At 66.5% G+C, this 23,060-nt stretch carries 30 protein-coding genes; 28 read left to right on the top strand and 2 right to left on the bottom strand.

The window, feature by feature from the left end:
- Positions 1-32: 32 nt before the first annotated feature.
- From rplN to map, 12 genes are all read left to right on the top strand, one after another.
- Positions 33-401, top strand: coding sequence for a 50S ribosomal protein L14 (gene rplN, locus ASC59_RS09530; RefSeq protein WP_055821349.1), 369 nt, complete (start codon positions 33-35; stop codon positions 399-401).
- Between the two features lie 3 nt (positions 402-404).
- Positions 405-764: a 50S ribosomal protein L24 gene (rplX, locus tag ASC59_RS09525; protein ID WP_055821346.1), complete on the top strand. Its 360-nt coding sequence runs from the start codon at positions 405-407 to the stop codon at positions 762-764.
- A complete protein-coding gene (gene rplE / locus ASC59_RS09520) occupies positions 764-1,351 on the top strand; it encodes a 50S ribosomal protein L5 (RefSeq protein ID WP_055821342.1) in 588 nt (195 codons plus the stop codon). The genes rplX and rplE overlap by 1 nt, the downstream gene beginning before the upstream one ends.
- A 148-nt stretch (positions 1,352-1,499) precedes the next feature.
- Positions 1,500-1,898 carry a 30S ribosomal protein S8 gene (rpsH, locus tag ASC59_RS09515; protein WP_055821339.1) on the top strand — a complete coding sequence of 133 codons (399 nt, stop codon included), beginning with the start codon at positions 1,500-1,502 and terminating at the stop codon, positions 1,896-1,898.
- A 6-nt stretch (positions 1,899-1,904) separates the two neighbouring features.
- On the top strand, positions 1,905-2,441 hold the full coding sequence (rplF, locus tag ASC59_RS09510; protein WP_055821337.1) for a 50S ribosomal protein L6: 537 nt from the start codon (positions 1,905-1,907) through the stop codon (positions 2,439-2,441).
- A 2-nt stretch (positions 2,442-2,443) separates the two neighbouring features.
- A complete protein-coding gene (gene rplR / locus ASC59_RS09505) occupies positions 2,444-2,815 on the top strand; it encodes a 50S ribosomal protein L18 (RefSeq protein ID WP_055821334.1) in 372 nt (123 codons plus the stop codon).
- Positions 2,816-2,844: 29 nt separating this feature from the next.
- Positions 2,845-3,513: a 30S ribosomal protein S5 gene (rpsE, locus tag ASC59_RS09500; RefSeq protein WP_268765481.1), complete on the top strand. Its 669-nt coding sequence runs from the start codon at positions 2,845-2,847 to the stop codon at positions 3,511-3,513.
- Positions 3,513-3,695, top strand: coding sequence for a 50S ribosomal protein L30 (gene rpmD / locus ASC59_RS09495; RefSeq protein WP_183060650.1), 183 nt, complete (start codon positions 3,513-3,515; stop codon positions 3,693-3,695). The genes rpsE and rpmD overlap by 1 nt, the downstream gene beginning before the upstream one ends.
- Positions 3,695-4,405, top strand: a complete 711-nt coding sequence (gene rplO, locus ASC59_RS17625; RefSeq protein WP_082513505.1) for a 50S ribosomal protein L15 — start codon at positions 3,695-3,697, stop codon at positions 4,403-4,405. The genes rpmD and rplO overlap by 1 nt, the downstream gene beginning before the upstream one ends.
- 109 nt (positions 4,406-4,514) lie before the next feature.
- Entirely contained in the window at positions 4,515-5,837 is a 1,323-nt protein-coding gene (secY, locus tag ASC59_RS09485) for a preprotein translocase subunit SecY (protein ID WP_055821331.1), read from the top strand.
- Positions 5,834-6,466 carry an adenylate kinase gene (locus ASC59_RS09480; protein WP_055821324.1) on the top strand — a complete coding sequence of 211 codons (633 nt, stop codon included), beginning with the start codon at positions 5,834-5,836 and terminating at the stop codon, positions 6,464-6,466. The genes secY and ASC59_RS09480 overlap by 4 nt, the downstream gene beginning before the upstream one ends.
- Before the next feature lie 5 nt (positions 6,467-6,471).
- Complete coding sequence (map, locus tag ASC59_RS09475; RefSeq protein ID WP_055821321.1) at positions 6,472-7,302, top strand: type I methionyl aminopeptidase; 831 nt, start codon at positions 6,472-6,474, stop codon at positions 7,300-7,302.
- Between the two features lie 78 nt (positions 7,303-7,380).
- Here map and ASC59_RS09470 read toward each other — a convergent pair whose 3' ends face one another.
- The gene (locus ASC59_RS09470; RefSeq protein WP_055821318.1) at positions 7,381-9,309 is read right to left on the bottom strand and encodes a BglG family transcription antiterminator; all 1,929 of its coding nucleotides are present in this window, start codon (positions 9,307-9,309) and stop codon (positions 7,381-7,383) included.
- Between the two features lie 182 nt (positions 9,310-9,491).
- Here ASC59_RS09470 and ASC59_RS09465 point away from each other — a divergent pair, with 182 nt between their 5' ends.
- The 16 genes from ASC59_RS09465 (at position 9,492) to glmM (ending at position 22,080) form a co-directional block, all read left to right on the top strand.
- Positions 9,492-9,806 carry a PTS sugar transporter subunit IIB gene (locus ASC59_RS09465; RefSeq protein WP_055821316.1) on the top strand — a complete coding sequence of 105 codons (315 nt, stop codon included), beginning with the start codon at positions 9,492-9,494 and terminating at the stop codon, positions 9,804-9,806.
- A 91-nt stretch (positions 9,807-9,897) separates the two neighbouring features.
- Positions 9,898-10,182, top strand: a complete 285-nt coding sequence (locus ASC59_RS09460) for an HPr family phosphocarrier protein (protein WP_055821314.1) — start codon at positions 9,898-9,900, stop codon at positions 10,180-10,182.
- Between the two features lie 45 nt (positions 10,183-10,227).
- Positions 10,228-11,913 carry a phosphoenolpyruvate--protein phosphotransferase gene (gene ptsP / locus ASC59_RS09455; RefSeq protein ID WP_055821312.1) on the top strand — a complete coding sequence of 562 codons (1,686 nt, stop codon included), beginning with the start codon at positions 10,228-10,230 and terminating at the stop codon, positions 11,911-11,913.
- Positions 11,914-11,931: 18 nt separating this feature from the next.
- A complete protein-coding gene (locus ASC59_RS09450; RefSeq protein ID WP_055821309.1) occupies positions 11,932-13,458 on the top strand; it encodes a PTS mannitol transporter subunit IICB in 1,527 nt (508 codons plus the stop codon).
- Between the two features lie 108 nt (positions 13,459-13,566).
- Entirely contained in the window at positions 13,567-14,007 is a 441-nt protein-coding gene (locus tag ASC59_RS17490) for a PTS sugar transporter subunit IIA (protein WP_055821306.1), read from the top strand.
- A 2-nt stretch (positions 14,008-14,009) separates the two neighbouring features.
- On the top strand, positions 14,010-15,158 hold the full coding sequence (locus tag ASC59_RS09440) for a mannitol-1-phosphate 5-dehydrogenase (RefSeq protein WP_055821303.1): 1,149 nt from the start codon (positions 14,010-14,012) through the stop codon (positions 15,156-15,158).
- 207 nt (positions 15,159-15,365) lie between these two features.
- On the top strand, positions 15,366-15,587 hold the full coding sequence (gene infA / locus ASC59_RS09435; protein ID WP_021759551.1) for a translation initiation factor IF-1: 222 nt from the start codon (positions 15,366-15,368) through the stop codon (positions 15,585-15,587).
- An 80-nt stretch (positions 15,588-15,667) separates the two neighbouring features.
- The gene (rpmJ, locus tag ASC59_RS09430; protein ID WP_055821300.1) at positions 15,668-15,784 is read left to right on the top strand and encodes a 50S ribosomal protein L36; all 117 of its coding nucleotides are present in this window, start codon (positions 15,668-15,670) and stop codon (positions 15,782-15,784) included.
- Positions 15,785-15,961: 177 nt separating this feature from the next.
- Positions 15,962-16,336, top strand: a complete 375-nt coding sequence (gene rpsM / locus ASC59_RS09425) for a 30S ribosomal protein S13 (RefSeq protein ID WP_055821296.1) — start codon at positions 15,962-15,964, stop codon at positions 16,334-16,336.
- 46 nt (positions 16,337-16,382) lie between these two features.
- On the top strand, positions 16,383-16,781 hold the full coding sequence (rpsK, locus tag ASC59_RS09420; protein WP_055821293.1) for a 30S ribosomal protein S11: 399 nt from the start codon (positions 16,383-16,385) through the stop codon (positions 16,779-16,781).
- Between the two features lie 146 nt (positions 16,782-16,927).
- On the top strand, positions 16,928-17,917 hold the full coding sequence (locus tag ASC59_RS09415; RefSeq protein ID WP_055821290.1) for a DNA-directed RNA polymerase subunit alpha: 990 nt from the start codon (positions 16,928-16,930) through the stop codon (positions 17,915-17,917).
- 45 nt (positions 17,918-17,962) lie between these two features.
- Entirely contained in the window at positions 17,963-18,487 is a 525-nt protein-coding gene (gene rplQ / locus ASC59_RS09410) for a 50S ribosomal protein L17 (protein ID WP_055821287.1), read from the top strand.
- A 109-nt stretch (positions 18,488-18,596) separates the two neighbouring features.
- Positions 18,597-19,583, top strand: a complete 987-nt coding sequence (gene truA, locus ASC59_RS09405) for a tRNA pseudouridine(38-40) synthase TruA (RefSeq protein ID WP_055821284.1) — start codon at positions 18,597-18,599, stop codon at positions 19,581-19,583.
- A 133-nt stretch (positions 19,584-19,716) separates the two neighbouring features.
- Entirely contained in the window at positions 19,717-20,163 is a 447-nt protein-coding gene (rplM, locus tag ASC59_RS09400) for a 50S ribosomal protein L13 (protein ID WP_055821281.1), read from the top strand.
- 49 nt (positions 20,164-20,212) lie between these two features.
- The gene (rpsI, locus tag ASC59_RS09395) at positions 20,213-20,698 is read left to right on the top strand and encodes a 30S ribosomal protein S9 (RefSeq protein WP_055821278.1); all 486 of its coding nucleotides are present in this window, start codon (positions 20,213-20,215) and stop codon (positions 20,696-20,698) included.
- Positions 20,699-20,718: 20 nt separating this feature from the next.
- On the top strand, positions 20,719-22,080 hold the full coding sequence (gene glmM / locus ASC59_RS09390) for a phosphoglucosamine mutase (protein ID WP_055821275.1): 1,362 nt from the start codon (positions 20,719-20,721) through the stop codon (positions 22,078-22,080).
- Here glmM and coaA read toward each other — a convergent pair.
- Positions 22,077-23,033 carry a type I pantothenate kinase gene (gene coaA / locus ASC59_RS09385; RefSeq protein WP_055821273.1) on the bottom strand — a complete coding sequence of 319 codons (957 nt, stop codon included), beginning with the start codon at positions 23,031-23,033 and terminating at the stop codon, positions 22,077-22,079. The genes glmM and coaA overlap by 4 nt on opposite strands.
- Positions 23,034-23,060: the final 27 nt, after the last annotated feature.

Genomic DNA, 23,060 nt, shown 5'->3' with positions numbered 1-23,060 from the left:
GCCTCGCGCTTGCTTGATAGAAGGAGTTAGAAGTGCTTCAGCAGGAATCACGCCTCAAGGTCGCCGACAACACCGGTGCCAAGGAGCTGCTCACCATCCGCGTTCTCGGTGGATCCAAGCGTCGCTACGCCGGCCTCGGTGACGTCATCGTCGCCACGGTGAAGGATGCAATCCCCGGCGGAAACGTGAAGAAGGGTGACGTCGTCAAGGCTGTCATCGTCCGCACCAAGAAGAACACCCGTCGCGCCGACGGGTCGTACATCAAGTTCGATGAGAACGCTGCAGTGATCTTGAAGAATGACGGAGACCCCCGTGGTACCCGCATCTTCGGACCGGTCGGTCGCGAGCTTCGCGACAAGAAGTTCATGAAGATCATCTCGCTGGCGCCGGAGGTCATCTAAATCATGGCGAACATCAAGAAGGGTGACCTCGTGCAGGTCATCTCGGGACGCAGTCAGGCTCGCGGCGGAGATCGCGGCAAGCAGGGCAAGGTCATCGAGGTGCAGGTCGAGAAGAACCGCGTCATCGTCGAGGGCGTCAACTTCGTGACCAAGCACGTGCGCGTCGGACAGACGCAGCGTGGCACGAAGACCGGCGGTATCGAGACGCACGAGGCTCCGATCCACGTGTCGAACGTCGCGATCGTCGACCCCGAGACCAAGAAGCCGACCCGCGTCGGCTTCCGTACGGAAGAAGTAACGAAGGACGGCGTCACCAAGACGGTCCGCATCCGTTACGCCAAGAAGTCAGGTAAGGACCTGTAATGACTGAAACTGCCGTGGGAACTGGCAAAATCCAGCCCCGCCTCAAGCAGCGCTACCGCACCGAGATCGCGGCCGAGCTCACCAAGGAGAACGGGTACACCAACGTGCACCAGGTTCCCGGTCTGGTGAAGATCGTCGTGAACATGGGTGTCGGTGAGGCCGCTCGTGATGGCAAGGTCATCGATGGTGCGGTCGCAGACCTCACCAAGATCACCGGCCAGAAGCCGCAGGTCACGAAGGCCCGCAAGTCGATCGCCCAGTTCAAGCTTCGCGAGGGCCAGCCCATCGGCGCCCACGTCACGCTTCGTGGCGACCGCATGTGGGAGTTCCTCGACCGTCTGCTCTCGCTCGCACTGCCCCGTATCCGCGACTTCCGCGGCCTCTCGGACAAGCAGTTCGACGGAACCGGAAACTACACCTTCGGTCTCCAGGAGCAGAGCGTCTTCCACGAGATCGACCAGGACAAGATCGACCGCGTTCGCGGCATGGACATCACGATCGTGACGACCGCCAAGAACGACGACGAGGGCCGCGCGCTGCTCAAGCAGCTCGGCTTCCCGTTCAAGACGGCCGACAACCAGCAGTAGACTGTTCGGTTGGTCCGCCTTGCGCCTTATGGCGTGAGGCGGGCCGATCGGAATACCGGGGTCAGGCAGTCGCCGGGCCCCCAACACCACAGGTCGACTTCCGTGTAACGGATGCTCGAAACCTGGTGAATAGAAGGATAAACATCACATGACGATGACAGATCCGGTCGCAGACATGCTGACCAGACTGCGCAACGCGAACTCGGCACACCACGACACCGTGTCGATGCCGCACTCCAAGCTCAAGTCTCACATTGCCGAGATCCTCCAGCGCGAGGGTTACATCGCCGGCTTCGACGTCGCCGACGCACGCGTCGGTCAGACGCTCACCCTGAACCTCAAGTTCGGCCCCAACCGCGAGCGGTCCATCGCAGGCATCAAGCGCGTCTCGAAGCCCGGCCTCCGCGTGTACGCGAAGTCCACCGAGATCCCCAAGGTGCTCGGCGGCCTCGGCGTTGCCATCCTGTCCACCTCCAGCGGTCTGCTCACCGACCGCCAGGCCGAGAAGAAGGGCGTAGGCGGAGAAGTCCTCGCCTACGTGTGGTAATCCGACATGTCACGTATCGGTCGACTTCCCATTGACATCCCCGCCGGCGTCACCGTGACGATCGACGGCCAGGACGTCTCGGTCAAGGGCCCGAAGGGCGAGCTCGCGCTCACCATCGCCGCCCCGATCGAGGCCACGGTCGAGGAGAACCAGGTTCTCGTCACCCGTCCCGACGACGAGCGCGCATCGCGTTCGCTCCACGGACTCACTCGTACCCTCATCAACAACCAGATCATCGGTGTCACCACGGGTTACTCCAAGGGACTCGAGATCGTCGGTACCGGTTACCGCGTCGCCCAGAAGGGTGCCTCCCTCGAGCTGGCACTGGGCTTCTCGCACCCCGTCACCGTCGAGGCCCCTGCCGGCATCACGTTGACCGTCGAGGGCAACAACAAGATCACCGTCGCGGGTATCGACAAGCAGGCCGTCGGTGAGACCGCCGCGAACATCCGCAAGATCAAGAAGCCGGAGCCCTACAAGGGCAAGGGCATCCGCTATGCCGGTGAGGTCGTTCGCCGTAAGGCCGGAAAGGCTGGTAAGTAATCATGGCTCTTGGAACAAGAGGCAAGAGCAAGTCGGCTGCGCGTTCGCGCCGCCACACCCGTCTGCGCAAGAAGGTCGTCGGCTCCGAGCTGCGTCCGCGTCTCGTCGTGACCCGCTCCGCGCGTCACGTCTTCGTCCAGGTCGTCGACGACAGCAAGGGCTTCACCCTCGCGTCGGCATCGACCATGGAGGCAGACCTCCGTACGTTCGACGGTGACAAGACCGCCAAGGCCCGCAAGGTCGGCGAGCTCGTCGCCGAGCGTGCCAAGGCCGCCGGTGTCGAGGCCGTCGTATTCGACCGTGGTGGAAGCAAGTACGCGGGTCGCGTCGCTGCTATCGCCGATGGAGCGCGAGAGGCAGGGCTCAACCTGTGAGCGAGAACACCCCCAACAAGGAGCAAGAAGTGACCGCAGAGGCACCGGTGGAAACCGCTGCATCGACGGAGACCGCACAGGCAGAGCCTCGTGAGGCTCGCCGTGGTGGCCGTGAGCGCAACCCGAACCGTGACCGCGGAAGCCGCGACGCCGAGAAGAGCCAGTTCCTCGAGCGCGTCGTGACCATCAACCGTGTGTCCAAGGTCGTCAAGGGTGGACGTCGCTTCAGCTTCACCGCCCTCGTCGTCGTCGGTGACGGCAACGGACTCGTCGGTGTCGGCTACGGCAAGGCCCGCGAGGTCCCGACCGCCATCTCGAAGGGCGTCGAGGAGGCGAAGAAGAACTTCTTCCGCGTCCCCCGCGTCGGCAGCACCATCCCGCACCCCGTGCAGGGTGAGGCAGCCGCCGGTGTCGTCCTCCTGCGTCCGGCCGGTGCCGGTACCGGTGTTATCGCCGGTGGCCCCGTCCGCGCCGTTCTCGAGTGCGCCGGTATCCACGACGTGCTGAGCAAGTCGCTCGGTTCGTCGAACACGATCAACATCGTGCACGCCACCGTCGAGGCCCTCAAGCAGCTCGAAGAGCCGCGTGCGGTCGCCGCCCGTCGTGGCCTCGACTACGACCAGGTCGCTCCGGCCCGTCTGCTCCGTGCAGAGGCGCAGGCTGCCGAGGCTGCCGCAGCAGTGAAGGCAGGTGCCTGATGGCCCAGCTCAAGGTCACGCAGATCAAGTCCAAAGTTAGTGAAAAGCAGTACCAGCGCGACACGCTTCGCAGCCTGGGACTCAAGCGCATCGGTCAGTCCGTCGTTCGTGAGGACACCCCTCAGAACCGTGGCTACGTTAAGACCGTCGCTCACCTGGTGAAGGTTGAGGAGATCGACTAATGGCTGAAGCCAAGGAAACCGAGAAGGACGCCGTCAAGGCTCCTGCCAAGAAGGCTGCAGCCCCCAAGGCCGCCGCTGACAAGGCACCCGCCAAGAAGGCGGCCCCCAAGGCTGCTGCCGCCGACAAGGCTCCGGCCAAGAAGGCTGCTGCTGCCGACAAGGCTCCGGCCAAGAAGGCGGCCCCCAAGGCCGCTGCCGACAAGGCTGCTGCAGACAAGGCTCCGGCCACTGCCGCCAAGCCGAAGGCCAAGGCCGAGCCGGCCGAGGCTCGCGAGCAGGTCCTGAAGGTGCACCACCTTCGTCCTGCTCCCGGTGCCAAGAAGGCCAAGACCCGCGTGGGTCGCGGTGAGGGCTCCAAGGGTAAGACCGCTGGTCGCGGTACCAAGGGTACGAAGGCGCGCTACACCGTGCGCATCGGATTCGAGGGTGGCCAGATGCCCCTCCACATGCGCACTCCCAAGCTGCGCGGCTTCAAGAACCCCTTCCGCGTCGAGTACCAGGTCGTCAACCTGGAGAAGCTCGCCGAGCTCTACCCGAAGGGCGGCGACGTCACCGTCACCGACCTCGTGGCCAAGGGCGCCGTTCGCAAGAACGAGAAGGTCAAGGTTCTCGGCAGCGGCGACATCGCTGTCAAGCTGAACGTCTCGGTCGACAAGGTCTCCGGCTCGGCTGAGCAGAAGATCGTCGCCGCCGGCGGGTCGGTCAAGTAGTACCTGCATCTGTCTGAATCGAGCCTGTCGGGACCAGCCCTCATCACGAGGCGGTCTCGGCAGGCTCGATTCGCAGGTAGGCTGACTTCACACCACACCAGGAGGCTTTGTGTTTAGCGCCATCGCGCGGATCTTCCGCACGCCCGACCTTCGTCGCAAGATCGGGTTCACTCTGGGCATCGTCGCCCTCTTCCGCCTGGGATCGTTCATTCCGGCTCCGTTCGTCGACTTCGGCAACGTGCAGGCCTGCCTCGCGGCCAATCAGGGCACCAGCGGCCTCTACGAGCTGGTCAACCTGTTCAGTGGTGGCGCGCTCCTGCAGCTCTCCGTCTTCGCGCTGGGCATCATGCCGTACATCACGGCCTCGATCATCGTGCAGCTCCTCCGCGTGGTCATCCCTCACTTCGAGACCCTCTACAAGGAGGGCCAGTCCGGCCAGGCGAAGCTGACGCAGTACACGCGTTACCTCACCATCGCCCTCGGCGTGCTGCAGTCCACGACGCTCATCACCGTGGCGCGCTCCGGTGCCCTGTTCGGCACCTCCGCCAGCCCCGAGTGCACGCAGCTCATCACGAACGACGCCTGGTACGCGATCATGCTCATGGTCATCACCATGACCGCCGGTACCGGCCTCATCATGTGGATGGGCGAGCTCATCACCGAGCGCGGCATCGGCAACGGCATGTCGCTGCTGATCTTCACGTCGATCGCAGCCCGCTTCCCGGGCTCGCTCGGCTCCATCCTCCAGGCCAAGGGCTTCAACGTCTTCGCACTGGTGCTCCTGGTGAGCCTCCTCGTCGTGCTGGCGGTGGTGTTCGTCGAGCAATCGCAGCGACGCGTCCCGGTGCAGTACGCCAAGCGGATGGTCGGCCGGCGAACGTACGGCGGCAACAACACCTACATCCCCATCAAGGTCAACATGGCCGGTGTGGTGCCCGTGATCTTCGCGTCGTCGCTGCTCTACCTGCCGGCACTGATCGCGCAGTTCAACCAGCCCGCAGCGGGCGAGACCGCGCAGCCGTGGGTGCTCTGGATCACGAACTACCTCACCAAGGGCGACCACCCGCTCTACATGCTGCTGTACTTCCTCCTCATCGTCGGGTTCACGTACTTCTACGTCGCGATCACCTTCAACCCTGAAGAGGTCGCCGACAACATGAAGAAGTACGGCGGGTTCATCCCCGGCATCCGTGCCGGTCGTCCCACGGCCGAGTACCTCGACTTCGTGCTGACACGCATCACGCTGCCCGGTTCGTTCTACCTCGGTGCGATCGCGCTCCTGCCACTGATCGCCTTCAGCGCGTTCGGTGCCGATCAGAACTTCCCGTTCGGTGGAGCATCCGTGCTCATCATCGTCGGCGTCGGTCTCGAGACGGTCAAGCAGATCGACTCGCAGCTCCAGCAGCGTCACTACGAGGGTCTGCTCCGATGACGGGGGCCACGGCCAACCAGGTCCGCGGCGCTCGACTCCTGATCGTCGGTCCTCCCGGCGCCGGCAAGGGAACCCAGGCGAAGCGCATCGGCGAGACGTTCGGCATTCCGGACGTCTCGACCGGAGACATCTTCCGCTACCACATCAAGAACCAGACGCCCCTCGGCGTGCGGGTCAAGGAGATCGTGGACGCAGGGGACTACGTGCCCGATGAGCTCACCAACGAGATCGTCACGGCGCGGCTGGCCGAGGAGGATGCCCGCAACGGCTTCCTGCTCGACGGCTACCCGCGCACGGTCGACCAGGTCGGCTACCTCGACAACCTGCTGGCCGAGCAGGGTCGCCCGCTCGAGGCCGTGATCCGCCTCGTCGCCGACCAGGACGAGATCGTCGCGCGCCTCACCAAGCGTGCGACCGAGCAGGGTCGCGTCGACGATTCCGAGGCCGCCATCAGGCACCGCCAGGAGGTCTACACCCGCGAGACCGCTCCGCTCGTCGACATCTACCGCGACCGCGGCCTGCTGATCGACGTCGACGGACTCGGGTCGCCCGACGAGGTCGGCGACCGCGTCGCGCTCGCCCTCGCCGCCTTCGGCATCGGGGAGCTCGACTCCGCGGTGGCGAACTGAGCCTCATGGGCTTCCGCCGTTCGATCTACAAGTCGCCGGCCGAGCTGCGGTCGATGCAGGCTCCAGGCCTGCTCACGGCCTCTGCGCTTGCTGCCGTGCGACGGGCCATCCGACCCGGCATCACTCCGCTCGAGCTCGACGCCATCGCCGAGAAGACGATCCGCGACGGCGGCGGCATCCCCAACTTCCAGCTCGTTCCCGGCTACTCCCACACGTTGTGCGTCTCGGTGAACTCCGATATCGTTCACGGGATCCCGAGCGCAGTGCCCATCGCGCCCGGCGACATCGTCTCGGTCGATGCCGGAGCCGAGATCTCGGGCTGGAACGGTGATTCCGCCTTCACCGTCGTGGTGCCGGATGCCGCCAACCCAGAGCTCGTCGCCTCCAGGACGCGGCTCTCCGACGTGACGGAGCAGTCGCTCTGGCACGGCATCGCCGCTCTCGCCCGGGCGAAGCACCTCAACGAGGTCGGCGACGCGGTGCAGCGCTACGTGGAGTCGCAGGGCGACTACGGCATCCTGACCGACTACGTCGGCCACGGTATCGGGCGCACGATGCACGAGGATCCGCCGGTGTTCAACTACCGCGTGCGGCAGAGGGGCCCCGACGTGAAGCCGGGCCTGGTCGTCGCGATCGAGCCGATGATCGTCGAGGGCTCGATCGACACCATCGTGCAGGACGACGACTGGACCGTGACGACGGAGGACGGCCTCGACGCGGCCCACTGGGAGCACAGCATCGCCGTTCACGCCGGCGGCGTCTGGGTGCTCACCGCTGAGGACGGCGGCGCCGCGGGCCTCGCTCCGCTCGGCGTGGTCCCGGTTCCGATTCCCTAGGCATCCACCCGCGCACGTCGGATGCGATGCGTCGACGTGAGCGTTCGGCAGTATTCGCGCCCGGCCGGCGAACGCACGTCACGCCAGGGCGTGGACGAGCTCCTCGATGAACGTCGGGTAGTCGCGCGCATTCCGCAGCAGCCTCTGCACGGAGTCGTGTTCCGAGAACACCTCGACGAACTGGTCGAACACGTCCTGGAAGCTCGACCTGTCGCTCTCGCTGAAGGCGATGAACGCGACCACGTTCACGCGCGCACCGCTCCACTCGATGGGAGCGTCGCTCAGCACGATCGCGATCGACGTGCGCCGCGCCGTCATCGCGAGTGCGTGCGGCACGGCGAGCGTGTCGGTGAACGCCGTCGACGACAGGCGCTCCCGCTCGATCGCCCCCGCGATATAGGCGTCATCGATGATGCCCAGGTCGCGCATCCGCTCGCCCAGCAGCCGGATCATGGCCTCCTCGTCGGGCACCACGATGTCGCGGAAGAACAGCTCGGGCGAGAAGTAGCGCTCGAGCTCGACGGCGAGCCGAGCACGACGACGGTGCCGACGGATGCGGCTCACCGCCGCCCGCACCCTCTCGACGTCGCCGTCGGTGAGGAAGGGGGCGATGACGATGACCCGTTCGTCCGGTACCGGCGGTTCGACCGTCGAGATGACGATGTCGCCGGGGAGTGAGCGCCAATCGACGTCGGTGCGGGTCACGACGCTCCGCACATCGAGGTCGCTGCCCACGGCCGACTCGATCCTGCCGAGCACGGTGAGATGGAGTTCGTAGTACGAGGGGGAGACGATGGAGCAGCTGACCCTGTCGTCGTCCAGCCGGCGGCGCTGCTCGACCAGAGCGCCGACGTGCATGGCGATGTACGCGATCTCGTCCTCATTGATGCTGATCCCGCGACTCGTCTGCAGCTCGTTGGCGATGTAGACCGCCAGTTCGTAGGTGAGCGGATAGCCGGCCTTGATCGACCGGGTCAGCGGATTGCGCGAATAGGAGAGATCGTTGGCGCGCGCCACGAGGTTGCGCACATGCAGTGCGAGCCTGGCGAGGAACTCGTCGTCGTCGAGGTCGATGAGGAACTCACGACCGGCCTGCACGGCGATTCGTCGGAGTTCGGCCAGGTCGCCGGCATCGAGCAGGTCGCCGGTACGGGCTTCGGGGCCGGCCTGTGCCGGAGTGGCGACCCTGGTCTCGACGAGGTAGCCCAGATAGGCGACGTCCTCGGCGCCGAGCCGCACGTCGAAGTGGCGGGCGACCAGGTCGTCGACGACCGAGGCGAGCCCTGTGGCTGCCGCATCCGTCGCCGTGCTGCCGTCGGGCTGCAACGAGTGGTGCCGGCGCACCCTGTCGACCGCGATCGCTATGTGCAGCAGCACGTTGCTCAGGCCGTACTCGTTCACGGCGGCGCCGCGCCTGGTCAACTCGGAGATGAGGTCGGTCTTGAACTCGGCCAGGCCGTCGGTGGGGAACTCGCGTTGGATGGCGGCGAGCTCGAGCATTCCGCGTGCCGATTCCTCGCGGAAGAGCGTGCCGAGCAGGCGCCGCCGGGCGGACTCGGTTCCCTCGAGCACGAGGGTTCCGCCGCGTCGGCGCAGCGACAGCCCGGTGCCGTCCAGCCGGGCGCGCACACGCGTGAGGTCGCCCTCGAGCGTCGATTCGCTCACGTGCAGCTCGGCGGCGGTGGAGAACGCGTCCAGCCCGGAAGGAGCATCGACGAGCCGGCGGAGAAGCCGGCTGGCACGCGCCGTCGGTCCGCCCGTCTCCTCCGGAGCGACGACGTCGCCACCGGATGCCGCTCGCCAGCGTGCGTACACGGCGCGGTCCAGCCTGTAGCCGGCTGGGCCCGAGCGCACGGGCTCGAACGGGGCGGCCTCGGTCTTCACGGCGGTGACGTAGCTGCGCACGCTGCGCGAGGTGACGCCGAGCTGATCGCCGAGCTCGGCCGCGGTGAACCAGCGGTCGGCGCGCGCGAGCAGAGCGAGCAGCTGCTCCCGTCTCTCACTCACGCCCGGTCCCTTCGCGTGCCCTCTGCTCTGAGGACGCTGTCCGCATCACGACGAGTCAAGCATCTCCCGTGGCGCGAGCGTGCCCATCCGGCGAGATTTCCGCCGGGCCGGAAGAAAACGTGTTGGCCGATGCGCACGTGCGCAGGTCACACTGGGGGAAGTCGAGCAAAGGAGCCGGATCAGTGAAGATCCTCGTCGTGTGTGGAGCAGGGGCATCGAGCTCCTTCGTGGCTCACCGCATCCGTCGCCTCGCCCGTGAGCGCGGCCTGGAGGTCGACGTCGTTCCCACGAGCGACTCCCTCCTCGAGGACTCGGCACAGGATGCCTCCGTCGTCCTGCTGGGCGCTCATCTCGCTTCTCAGGCCGATGCCATCCGCATCCGTCTCGCCGTCACCGGCGACGCCAGCGTGGTCGTCCTTCCCGAGGCGGCCTTCACAGACCAGTCGGGGGCCATCGCCCTCGACAGTGCACTCGACGCGGTCGGAATCCGTCCGTGACCGGCCGCGTCGATCCCATCTCCGTGGTGCCCGTGCATCCCGGACAGTATGGTGGGGTTGAGAACGGACGCCAGCGACGGAGGCCGACCACATGGAAGACACCGACACCACTGCGACGCGCAGCGTGCGAATCGGATCGGAGCACGGGCTGCACGCTCGTCCCGCGAAGCTCTTCACACAGGCTGTCGGGGGATCCGGGGCGAAGGTCACGATCGCCAAGGGCGACGGAAAGCCCGTCAACGCGGCGAGCATCCTCGCCGTCATCGCCCTCGGAATCGATCACGGAGACGAGGTCACTGTCACGGTCGATGGAGACGACGCCGCAGCGGTCCTCGACCGCCTCCTCGATCTTCTCCTCACCGATCACGACAGCTGATCGCACCGGGCGGGCGTCCTTCCGGCACACGACGGAGGGCGACTGATGGAACTGAACGGCATCGGAATCGGCGAGGGGATCGCCCTCGGGCCTGTCGCCCGCATGGCGGAGCCCCTGCCAGAGCCCGTCGACCGTCCGACGCACCTCGACGCCGAGCGCGAGGGCCAGAGGGCCACGGCGTCGCTGTCGGTCGTGGCCGCGGAGCTCAACCGCCGGGGCACCCAGGCTGGAGGCGCAGCGCGCGACATCCTCGAGGCCCAGGCCATGATGGCCGAGGACGTCACCCTCGCGGACGACATCACCGCCAGGCTCGCCGAGGGCAAGACCGCGGAACGTGCCGTCTTCGAGGCGTTCGCGGCCTTCCGCGACCTGCTCGCCGGCATGGGCGGCTACATGGGGGAGCGAGCCGCTGACCTCGACGACGTCTCCCAGCGCGTCATCGCACACCTCCTCAAGCTTCCCGCTCCCGGCATCCCGAACCCGGGTCACCCCTTCGTGCTCGTCGCCAGAGACTTAGCCCCTGCCGACACCGCGCTCCTCGACCTCGACCAGGTGCTCGCGCTCATCACGACCGACGGCGGCCCAACATCGCACACGGCCATCCTGGCGCGGGAGAAGTCCATCGTCGCCGTGGTCGGTGCTGCAGGGGCCAGCGCCCTCGCCGACGGCGACCAGGTGATCGTCGACGCTGCGGCCGATCTCGTGATCACGGATCCGAGCGACGAGCAGCTGAGCGCGGCCAAGGCGCGCATCGACGAGCGTGCACAGCGGCTGCAGGAACCGACGGGACCCGGCGCCCTGGCCGATGGAACCCCGGTGCCCCTGCTGGCGAACCTGGGCTCGGCTGCCGGAGCTGCCGACGCCCTCGCAGCCGGCGCCGAGGGCGTCGGATTGTTCCGCACCGAGTTCCTGTTCCTCGACTCCCAGTCGGCTCCGACAGTGCGCGAGCAGCAGGAGCAGTACACCAAGCTCCTCACCGCGTTCGCAGGCAAGAAGGTTGTGGCGCGTGTGCTCGACGCCGGCGCCGACAAGCCCCTCGCCTTCCTCAACGACGCTCCCGAGGAGAATCCGGCTCTTGGACTCCGCGGCATCCGTTCGCTCCGACACAGCGAGACGATCCTGCGCGAGCAGCTCACGGCCCTCGCGGCGGCTGATGCGGCGACGGATGCCGACCTCTGGGTGATGGCGCCGATGGTGGCCACCGTCGAGGAGGCCCGCTACTTCACCGGACTGGCCAAGGAGCTCGGCATCAAGACGGCAGGCGTCATGGTCGAGGTACCGTCGACGGCGCTGCTCGCCGACCGCGTGCTCGCCGTGACCGACTTCGCCTCCATCGGCACCAACGACCTCACCCAGTACACGATGGCGGCCGACAGGCTCCTCGGCACGGTCGCGAACTTCCAGGACCCCTGGCACCCGGCCGTGCTCAGACTGGTCGCCGAGGTGGGCGCCGCTGGTGCCGCATCCGGCAAGCCGGTCGGCATCTGCGGAGAGGCCGCCGCGGATCCGATGCTGGCCGTCGTGCTCGTCGGTCTCGGCGCCACGACGCTCTCCATGTCTCCGTCGGCACTCGCCGACGTACGCGCGTCGCTCGCGCGGTTCACCCTCGACGACGCCCGCGCGTTGGCCGAGGTCGCCCTGGCCGCCGATGGGGCGGCCGAGGCCAAGGCGGCCGCGAAGTCCCGCGCGGCCGAGCGCACAGCAGGGCGCACCCCAGCGCCCGCCACCTGATCACAGAGAGGCACCATCATGACAACGACGTCGGAGAAGAAGTCCGGAGGCGGCAGGGTCGTCATCCAGAGATTCGGCACGTTCCTCAGCGGAATGATCATGCCGAACATCGCGGCCTTCATCGCATGGGGCTTCATCACGGCCTTCTTCATCAAGACCGGCTGGACGCCCGTGCCGGAGCTCGGAGGCTTCCCGAGTGCTGACGGCACGGAGCACACCGGGCTCGTCGGCCCGATGATCACCTACCTGCTGCCGCTGCTCATCGCCAACATGGGCGGCCGCCTCGTCTACGACACCCGCGGTGGCGTCGTCGCCTCGATCGCGACCGTCGGCGTGATCGTCGGCACCGACATCCCGATGTTCCTCGGGGCGATGATCATGGGTCCGCTCGCCGCCTGGGTCATGAAGAAGATCGACAGCATCTGGGACGGCAAGATCAAGGCCGGCTTCGAGATGCTGGTGAACAACTTCTCGGCAGGCATCGTGGGCATGATCCTGGCGATCTTCGGGTTCTTCGCGTTCGGGCCAGCCGTGCAGTGGCTGAGCGGCCTGCTCGAGACGGCCGTCAACTGGCTGACGTCGATGAACCTGCTGCCCCTGCTCTCACTGCTGGTGGAGCCCGGCAAGATTCTCTTCCTCAACAACGCCATCAACCAGGGCGTGTTCACCCCTCTCGGCACCCAGCAGTCCGTCGAGACCGGCAAGAGCATCCTGTTCCTCATCGAGGCGAACCCCGGCCCCGGCCTCGGCCTGCTGCTGGCCTTCACCTTCTTCGGTGTCGGCATGGCGAAGGCGAGCGCACCCGGCGCCATCATCATCCAGTTCCTCGGCGGCATCCACGAGATCTACTTCCCGTACGTTCTCATGAAGCCGCTCACGGTCATCGCGGTGATCGCCGGTGGAATGACGGGTGTCGCCACCAACGTCATCTTCCAGACCGGACTTCGAGCACCGGCATCCCCGGGCAGCATCTTCGCGATCATCCTGCAGACGGCATCCGACAGCTACGTCGGCGTCATCCTGTCGGTCATCCTCTCGGCGGCGGTCTCGTTCCTCATCGCCTCGATCATCCTCAGAGCCAGTCGGAAGCGCGACCTGGCCACGGAGGGCGCAGGCGACCTGGGCATGGCGATCGCCATGACGGAATCGAACAAGGGCAAGTCGAGCGATGTTCTGAGCGGCCTCTCCGGCGCCGGTGTCGCCGCCGGCGGCGGACTGGTCGCCGAGGGCGAGGCGGCAGCCTTCGAGCACAAGCCGATCCACACGATCATCTTCGCCTGCGACGCCGGCATGGGATCGAGCGCCATGGGAGCGACGGTGCTGCGCAACAAGATCAAGAAGGCGGGAATCGACAGCGTCGACGTCACGAACAAGTCGATCGCCAACCTGACCGACGACGTCGACCTCGTCGTCACCCACAAGGACCTCACCGATCGCGCGAAGCAGCAGTCGCCGAGCGCACTGCACATCTCGGTGGAGAACTTCATGAACAGCCCGAAGTACGAGGAGATCGTGAACCTCCTCCAGAGCGAGGGCGTGCGCTGACGACGGGCGGATGCCGCGCACTGGTGTCGCGGCATCCGCCCCTCGTCCACCTCGTCGTCATCCGACGGCGAGGATCGCGACGATGAACGAGAGAAAGCAGGGGGAGAGATGACCGATCAGATCCTGTCCAGTGGAGCGGTGCGCATCGCGGATGCGGCCGTCGGACGAGACGAGGCCATCCGTGCGGCCGGTGCGATCCTGGTGGACGTCGGCTCCGTCGACGAGGCCTACGTCGACGCGATGCTCGAGCGGGAGGGGTCTGTGTCGACGTACATGGGCAACTTCCTCGCCATCCCGCACGGCACGAACGAGGCCAAGGACGCGATCAGGAAGTCGGGACTTTCGTTCACCCGCTACGACCAGCCGATCGACTGGAACGGAGACGAGGTGCGCTTCGTCGTCGGCATCGCCGGCATCGACAACGAGCACCTCGAGATCCTCTCGAAGATCGCCATCATCTTCTCCGACGAGGACGAGGTGGAGAGGCTGCTCGCCCTGGGCAGTGCTGAGGAACTCTACGCCGCGCTCTCCGAGGTCAACGAGTCGTGAACATGAAGAAGGCAGTGCACTTCGGTGCAGGCAACATCGGGCGCGGATTCGTCGGGCTCATCCTGCACGACGCCGGCTACGAGGTCGTCTTCGCCGACGTGAACGCCGAGCTCATCGACGCCCTCTCCGCCGCGTCGAGCTACGAGGTCCACGAGGTGGGGGAGACCCCGGCCACCCGCATCGTCGACCACTTCCGCGCCATCAACAGCGCGACCCAGGAGGAGGAGCTGCGCTCCGAACTCACCACGGCGCACATCGTGACGACGGCTGTCGGCCCCACGATCCTGCGCTTCATCGCTCCCCACATCGCCGCGGCGATGAGGGAGCGCCCGGCGGAGCTTCCCCCGCTGCAGGTCATGGCCTGCGAGAACGCGATCAACGCGACAGATCTGTTGCGCGACGAGGTGGCCTCGTTCATGGGGCAGGACGAATGGCGGCGCAACCTGCACAAGGCGGTGTTCGCGAACACCGCCGTCGATCGCATCGTCCCCGGGCAGGATCCGGATGCCGGACTCGACGTGACCGTGGAGAGCTTCTTCGAGTGGGTCATCGAGGACGGGCCGTTCGAGGGTGACGTGCCGGTCATCCCCGACGCCACCTTCGTCGCCGACCTCTTGCCGTTCATCGAGCGGAAGCTCTTCACCGTGAACACCGGGCACGCCACAGTGGCCTACCTCGGTGCCGCAGCCGGGTACACGAAGCTCTCGGACGCCCTCGGTGATGCGAGCGTCGCCGAGATCGCGACGCGGGTGCTGCAGGAGACCTCGACCCTTCTGGTCGCGAAGCACCAGGCCGACCCCGAGGTGCAGCGGGACTACCGCGAGAAGATCCTGCGCCGATTCGCGAATCCGTCGCTCCCGGACACCGTGCAGCGTGTCGGTCGCCAACCGCTCCGCAAGCTCAGCAGGCACGAGCGGTTCGTCGGGCCGGCCGCCGAACTCGCCGAACGCGGTCTTCCCACGAGCGCCCTGGTCGAGGCCATCGGCGCGGCGCTGGCGTTCGACGACCCCGACGACGAGCAGAGCGTGCAGATGCACGCGCTCCTCGCTGCGGCGGAGAGCCCCGACGAGTTCGTCGAATCGGTGATGGGAATCGACTCGGGGCATCCGTTGTTCCAAGACCTGAGAGAGATCGTCGCGGCGCGACGGTGATGCGGATCGGCAGGCGATGAGCAGGATCCGTCATCGTCTGGATCCGAGCTGGGAAGTGTAGCCGCTGATTCGCGAAAACCCCGTCAATGCCATACGATTGATCTTTGGTGTCCTGCGTCCGTTGACGCATGCCCTCCGGACGTCTGAGTTCGAGGGTGGGCACCGTCCGCACGACCAGCATCCAATACTTTTAGCGACGAAGAGGCTATGGCCAAAAAAGACGGCGTCATCGAGATCGAAGGCTCGGTTGTCGAAGCCCTCCCGAACGCAATGTTCCGGGTAGAGCTCACCAACGGGCACAAGGTTCTGGCTCACATCTCAGGAAAGATGCGTCAGCACTACATCCGCATCCTCCCGGAGGACCGCGTGATCGTGGAGCTGAGCCCGTACGACCTGACGCGCGGCCGGATCGTCTACCGCTACAAGTAACGGCTGCTGTAAGTAACGGCCCGTCCGATTCCCCTGCGTGAGCAGGTGGACGGGTACGAAGACAGCGAAAAGGAAAAGCAATGAAGGTCAACCCCAGCGTCAAGCCCATCTGCGACCACTGCAAGGTGATCCGCCGTAACGGCCGCGTCATGGTCATCTGCAAGTCCAACCCGCGCCACAAGCAGCGCCAGGGTTGAACCGAAGGTCGACGCCGCGAAAGCTGCGTCGACCGCAGGTTCGTCGACAAGCAGAAGACACACCTCGATAAGAGAACAGCACTCCCAGGAACCTGATCCGTCAGGGGACACCCACGGTTGGAGGCCGCGGCACCGGGAGTGCTCCACACCTCCACTCATCAACAGGAGAAGCCACACATGGCACGTCTAGCCGGCGTCGACATCCCGCGCGAGAAGCGCGTGGAGGTCGCACTGACCTACATCTACGGAGTTGGCCGCACCCGCGCCCTCCAGACCCTCGCCGAGACCCAGATCGACGGAAACATCCGCGTCAAGGACCTCAGCGACGAGCAGCTCGTCGCACTGCGCGACTTCATCGAGGGCACGTTCAAGGTGGAGGGTGACCTCCGTCGCGAGGTTGCCGCCGACATCCGCCGCAAGGTCGAGATCGGCTCCTACGAGGGCATCCGCCACCGTCGTGGCCTGCCTGTCCGCGGACAGCGCACCAAGACCAACGCTCGTACCCGCAAGGGACCGAAGCGCACCGTGGCCGGCAAGAAGAAGGCTCGCTAGGCCTCGGCCAGCGAACTTTCGCGCCTCATAGGATTCAGGAGAAATCATGGCAGCACCCAAGTCGGCCGTACGCAAGCCGCGCAAGAAGGAAAAGAAGAACATCGCCGTGGGCCAGGCCCACATCAAGTCGACGTTCAACAACACGATCGTCTCGATCACCGACACCACCGGTGCGGTCATCAGCTGGGCCTCGTCCGGTGGAGTCGGCTTCAAGGGTTCGCGCAAGTCGACCCCGTTCGCCGCTCAGCTCGCCGCCGAGTCGGCTGCGCGTCAGGCGCAGGAGCACGGCATGAAGAAGGTCGACGTCTTCGTCAAGGGACCCGGTTCGGGTCGCGAGACGGCCATCCGCTCGCTCCAGGCCGCAGGCCTCGAGGTCGGATCGATCAACGACGTCACCCCGCAGGCGCACAACGGATGCCGCCCGCCGAAGCGTCGCCGCGTCTAATCAACTGACTGGTCGGTCGGCTCTCGCCTAGCGCGAGCCGGCCGGCCGTTCAGCCGTTCCTTCCATAACTCAACACCCGCCGGGCCCGCCCACCCGGTCGCCATCGCAGGTGTCATATAGCGGACACCTCGCCGAAAGGAATAACAGTGCTCATTGCACAGCGCCCCACGCTCACCGAGGAGAACATCTCCGAGTTCCGCTCGCGGTTCGTGATCGAGCCCCTCGAGCCCGGCTTCGGCTACACGCTCGGCAACTCCCTCCGCCGCACCCTCCTCTCGTCGATCCCCGGCGCTGCTGTGACCAGCATCCGCATCGACGGCGTCCTCCACGAGTTCAGCACCGTTCCCGGTGTCAAGGAGGATGTGACCGAGATCATCCTGAACATCAAGGGTCTCGTCGTCTCCAGCGAGCACGACGAGCCGATCACCGCCTACCTGCGCAAGCAGGGCGCCGGCCAGGTCACCGCCGCCGACATCTCGGCTCCGGCCGGTGTCGAGGTGCACAACCCCGAGCTCGTGATCGCCACGATCAACGAGTCGGCCAAGTTCGAGCTCGAGCTCACGATCGAGCGCGGTCGCGGCTACGTCTCGGCCACGCAGAACCGCAACGAGTACAGCGAAGCGGGTCAGATCCCGATCGACTCGATCTACTCGCCCGTTCTCAAGGTCACCTACCGCGTCGAGGCGACTCGTGCCGGTGAGCGCACCGACTTCGACCGCCTCGTGGTCGACGTCGAGTCGAAGCCGGCCATCACGCCGCGCGATGCCATCGCATCCGCCGGTCGCACCCTGACCGAGCTGTTCGGTCTGGCCCGCGAGCTCAACACCGCAGCCGAGGGCATCGAGATCGGCCCCGCGCCGGTCGACGCCGTGCTCTCCAGCGAGCTCTCGATCCCGATCGAGGACCTCGACCTGTCGGTGCGTTCGTACAACTGCCTGAAGCGTGAGGGCATCAACAACGTCAGCGAGCTCGTCGCCCTCTCGGAGACGCAGCTCATGAACATCCGCAACTTCGGTCAGAAGTCGGTGGATGAGGTCAAGGACAAGCTCGTGGAGCTCGGCCTGTCGCTCAAGGACTCGGTTCCCGGATTCGACGGCGCCCACTTCTACAGCGGCTACGACGACGAGAACATCTAAAGCTCGTAGCTGAGCTTTTCGACCTTTCACATACTGGAGAAATAAATGCCTAAGCCCACGAAGGGCCCCCGCCTCGGAGGCGGACCCGCACACGAGCGTCTGATGCTGGCCAACCTGGCTTCGCAGCTGTTCGAGCACAAGTCGATCAAGACGACCGAGACCAAGGCCAAGCGCCTGCGTCCGTACGCCGAGCGTCTCATCACGTTCGCGAAGCGTGGGGACCTCCACGCCCGTCGTCGCGTTCTGGCTGTCATCGGTGACAAGTCGATCGTGCACGAGCTCTTCACCGAGATCGCTCCGCTCGTCGCAGAGCGCGATGGTGGCTACACCCGCATCACGAAGATCGGCTACCGCAAGGGCGACAACGCCCCCATGGCGCAGATCGAGCTCGTTCTCGAGCCCGTCGTGAAGAAGGCCAAGCCGGCCAAGGCCGCCGCGAAGACCGCTCCGGTCGTCGAGGCCGAGCCCGAGGCTGACGAGACCGTGACTCCGGCCGAGGCCGAGGTCGACGAGGCCGTCGCCAGCGACTCGACCGAGGTCGAGACCCCGGCTGAGGCTGAGGCCAAGTAGCACCTGCACCACCCTGACAGGGCCCCGGTGATCCGCTCGGATCGCCGGGGCCCTGTCGTTTGGATCGGCGACCGGTATCCCGGCTCGTAAACTGGTTTGCGTGGATGGCATGACCGACGAGGACGACGACGCCCCATCGACCCTGCATCCGCCGCTCGCCGGCACTCGTCGCGTGCGTCTGGACATCGCCTACGACGGCACCGACTTCAATGGCTGGGGACGCCAGCCCAACCTGCGGACCGTGCAGGGCGAGATCGAGCAGGCGCTCGCTTCGATCCTCCGTCGCTACGGCCCGCCGCCCACTCTCGTGGTCGCTGGACGAACGGATGCCGGCGTGCACGCGACGGGCCAGGTGGCCCACCTCGACCTCACCGACGCCCAGGCCGGCAGCCTGCTGCGGCCCGACCGGGGTCGGAATCGTGGCGGGGAACGCGATGCGGGCACGGCGCTCGCGCGCCGGCTGAACGGCATCCTGAGCCAGAGGGGCGACATCGTGATCTCGCGGGGCTCGCTCGCCCCGGAGGGATTCGACGCACGCTTCGGCGCGCTCTGGCGGCGCTACAGCTACCGCCTCGCCGACCAGACCGCGGTCCGGAATCCGCTGCACAGGGTGAACACGACCTGGCACCACTCCCGCCTCGACGGCGAGGCCATGGACGCCGCTGCCGCCAGCCTGTGCGGTCTGCACGACTTCGCCGCGTACTGCAAGCCGCGAGACGGCGCCACGACGATCCGCACCCTCCAGTCGTTCACCTGGGAGCGGGATGTCGACGGTGTGCTGACCGCTCGCCTCCAGGCCGACGCCTTCTGCCACAGCATGGTGCGCGCGCTCGTCGGTGCCTGCGTCTCCGTCGGCGCCGGGAAGCTCGCACCCGGGGACCCCGTTGCACTGCGGGAGGCCGCCGAGCGTACCAACGCGTTCATGGTGATGCCCGCGCGGGGGCTCACCCTCACCCAGGTGGGATATCCGGACGACCTAAGACTCGCAGCGCGGGCGGCGGAGACGCGGCAGCGCCGGGGCCCGGCCCACCGGGCCGCATCCCCGAACGAGAGCGTGGAGCCGGCCCGAATTGCCAACGCGCCCGGAGTCTCCTAAGATAGACCGTTGGTGCCCGTGCCTTGGCGGCCGGGTACACGAACGTGAGCCCTCCATCGACAGTGTTCTCTTCGAGAACCGCCCGGAGTGGGATTCACGAACACCTCCGTTCGAACAGAAAGCAGCCACTACAGTGACGCGCACTTACACCCCGAAAGCCAGTGAGATCACCCACGACTGGTACGTCATCGACGCAGCCGATGTCGTGCTCGGTCGCCTGGCGACTCACGCAGCAGTCCTGCTGCGCGGCAAGCACAAGCCGACCTTCGCCAACCACATGGACACCGGCGACTTCGTCATCATCATCAACGCCGACAAGGTGGCCCTGACCGGCGCCAAGGCCGAGCAGAAGAAGGCCTACCGCCACTCGGGTTACCCGGGCGGCCTCACGGCAGTCACCTACTCGGAGCTGCTCGAGAAGAACCCCACGCGCGCCGTCGAGAAGGCGATCCGCGGAATGCTCCCGAAGAACTCGCTCGGTCGCGCCCAGCTGAAGAAGCTCAAGGTCTACACCGGCCCCGAGCACCCTCACGCTGCACAGCAGCCGAAGCAGTTCGTCTTCAACCAGGTCGCTCAGTAGCGCCCGGCCCCCAGACTTCTCGATTCACAGACAAAGGATTCCAATCACCGTGGCGAAGATCGCAGACCAGATCGACGTGGCTCCCGAGAGCTACTCGACCGAAACCCCCGCTGAAGAAACCCCCCGTGCACCCCGCGCCGTCCTGAACGTCTCAGGTTCGGCCGTCGGCCGTCGCAAGCAGGCCATCGCCCGCGCGCGTCTCGTGCCCGGCTCCGGCAGCCTGATCGTGAACGGCCGCGAGCTCGCGGACTACTTCCCGAACAAGCTGCACCAGCAGCTCATCAACGACCCGTTCAAGGTGCTCGACCTCCTCGGCAGCTACGACGTCGTCGCCAAGGTCACGGGCGGTGGCCCCTCCGGCCAGGCCGGTGCCCTGCGCCTCGCGATCGCTCGTGCTCTCAACGAGATCGACCGCGAGAACAACCGTGCAGCTCTCAAGAAGGCCGGCTTCCTCACCCGTGACGCTCGTGTCATCGAGCGCAAGAAGGCCGGTCTCAAGAAGGCCCGTAAGGCATCGCAGTTCTCGAAGCGCTAAGCGCTTCGACACTGGCAGACATGCCTCGTCTCTTCGGAACCGACGGGGTCCGGGGCCTGGCCAACCGTGAACTCACGGCTGACCTGGCCCTGGGCCTCGCTCAGGCAAGCGCCGTCGTCCTGACCTCAGGACGACGTGCTGAAGACCGCCGCGCGCAGGGCCGACGCCCCGTCGCGGTGCTGGCCCGCGATGGCCGCGTCTCCGGTGAGTTCCTCGGAGCCGCCGTTGCCGCAGGCCTCGCGAGTTCTGGCGTCGACGTGCTCGACGCTGGGGTCGTGCCGACACCGGCAACGGCCTTCCTGATCGCCGACAGCGGCGCCGACTTCGGTGTCATGATCTCGGCGTCCCACAACGCAGCCCCCGACAACGGCATCAAGCTGTTCGCAGTCGGCGGCACCAAGCTTCCCGATGAGGTCGAGGACCGCATCGAAGCGCACCTCGGCATCGAGAAACTCCTGCCGACGGGCGGCGATGTCGGCCGCATCCGCCGATTCGCGGATGGCGAGGACCGCTACATCCTGCACCTGATGGGCACCCTCCCGCACCGCCTCGACGGCGTGCACGTCGTGCTCGACTGCGCCAACGGCGCGGCAGCCGGCATCTCGCCCGAGGTGTTCGCCCTCGCCGGCGCCAAGATCACCGTCGTCGGTGCGGAACCGAACGGCACCAACATCAACGACGGCGTCGGGTCGACCCACCTCGACCACCTCGCGACCAAGGTGCTCGAGGCCGGAGCCGACATCGGCATCGCCCATGACGGCGACGCCGACCGGTGTCTCGCCGTCGACGCAGCAGGAAACGTCATCGATGGCGACCAGATCATGGCGATCCTGGCCGTCGCGATGAAGGAACGCGGGCACCTCACCAACGACACGCTCGTGGTCACGGTGATGAGCAACCTCGGCCTGCACAGGGCGATGGAGGCCAACGGCATCCGGGTCATCCAGACCGCCGTCGGCGACCGCTACGTTCTCGAGGAGCTCAACGCCGACTCGCTGGCGCTGGGTGGCGAGCAGTCCGGGCACGTCATCATGACGGAGTACGCCACGACCGGCGACGGAATCCTCACCGGCCTCCACCTGGTCGCCGAGATGGCCCGCACGGGCAAGTCGATCGCCGAACTCGCCAGCGTGATGACGGTCTTCCCCCAGATCCTCGTCAACGTGCGCGGCGTCGACCACCACGCCCTCGACTCCGACGAGGTCATCGCCGCCGCCGTGCGCGATGCCGAGGCCGAACTCGGGTCCTCCGGCCGTGTGCTGATGCGCCGCTCAGGCACCGAGCCGATGGTGCGCGTCATGGTGGAGGCGGCAGACCAAGCAACGGCCGACCGTCTCGCGCATGGCCTCGCCGACGTAGTCAGGGAGCGTCTGGCTCTCTAGAGCTTCCGCAGCAGCACCGAGTTCACGGTGTGGTTCTCGTCCTTGCGCAGTACGAGGGTTGCTCTCGACCGTGTCGGGCGAATGTTCTGGAGCAGATTCGGCTCGTTGATCGACCGCCAGATCTCACCCGACCGTGCGCGGGCCTCGCTCTCGGTGAGCGACGCGTACCGATGGAAGTACGACAGCGGGTTGCTGAACGCGCCGCGCTGCAGCTTCAGGAACCTCTCGTCGTACCAGCGTGCGATGTCGCGGGTGCGGGCGTCGACGTAGATGGTGAAGTCGAAGAGGTCGCTCACGGCGAGGCGATGGCCAGGGCCGGGCGGCTGCAGCACGTTGAGCCCCTCGACGATGAGCACATCGGGCCGGCGGACGGTGATCTGGGCATCGGGGACGATGTCGTAGCTCAGGTGCGAGTAGAACGGCGCGCGCACCTCGGCGGTGCCGGCCTTGACCTCGCTCACGAATCGGAGGAGCGCCCGGCGATCGTAGGATTCCGGGAACCCCTTGCGCGACATCAGGCCTCGGCGCTCGAGCTCGGCGTTGGGCAGCAGGAAGCCGTCCGTCGTCACGAGTTCGACGCGGGGGGTGTCCTCCCAGCGGGCGAGGAGCTCACGCAGCAATCGAGCGATCGTCGACTTGCCGACGGCGACGGAGCCGGCGATCCCGATGACGAACGGGGTGCTCTCTGCACGATCGCCGAGGAAGTCGCTCGTCGCCCGGTGCAGGCTCTTCGCGCCGGCGACGTAGAGGTTCAGCAGGCGGCTCAGCGGCAGGTAGACGTCGGTGACCTCCGACAGGTCGAGGGGCTCGCCCAGGCCGCGCAGCTGCACGAGTTCGGTCTCGCTCAGCGGGAGCGGAGTCGATCGTGCCAGGGCCGCCCAGTCGGCGCGATCCAGCTCGACGAACGGGGAGCTGTGGCCGTGGACACCGTTGGTTCTCGCCGGATCGGACATCGCTATGAGCTTAGCGTCAGCCAGTTC

Origin of the sequence: Leifsonia sp. Root1293, assembly GCF_001425325.1 — a bacterium.
Taxonomy (GTDB): domain Bacteria; phylum Actinomycetota; class Actinomycetes; order Actinomycetales; family Microbacteriaceae; genus Orlajensenia.
This window is presented reverse-complemented; position numbering and strand designations above follow the sequence as displayed.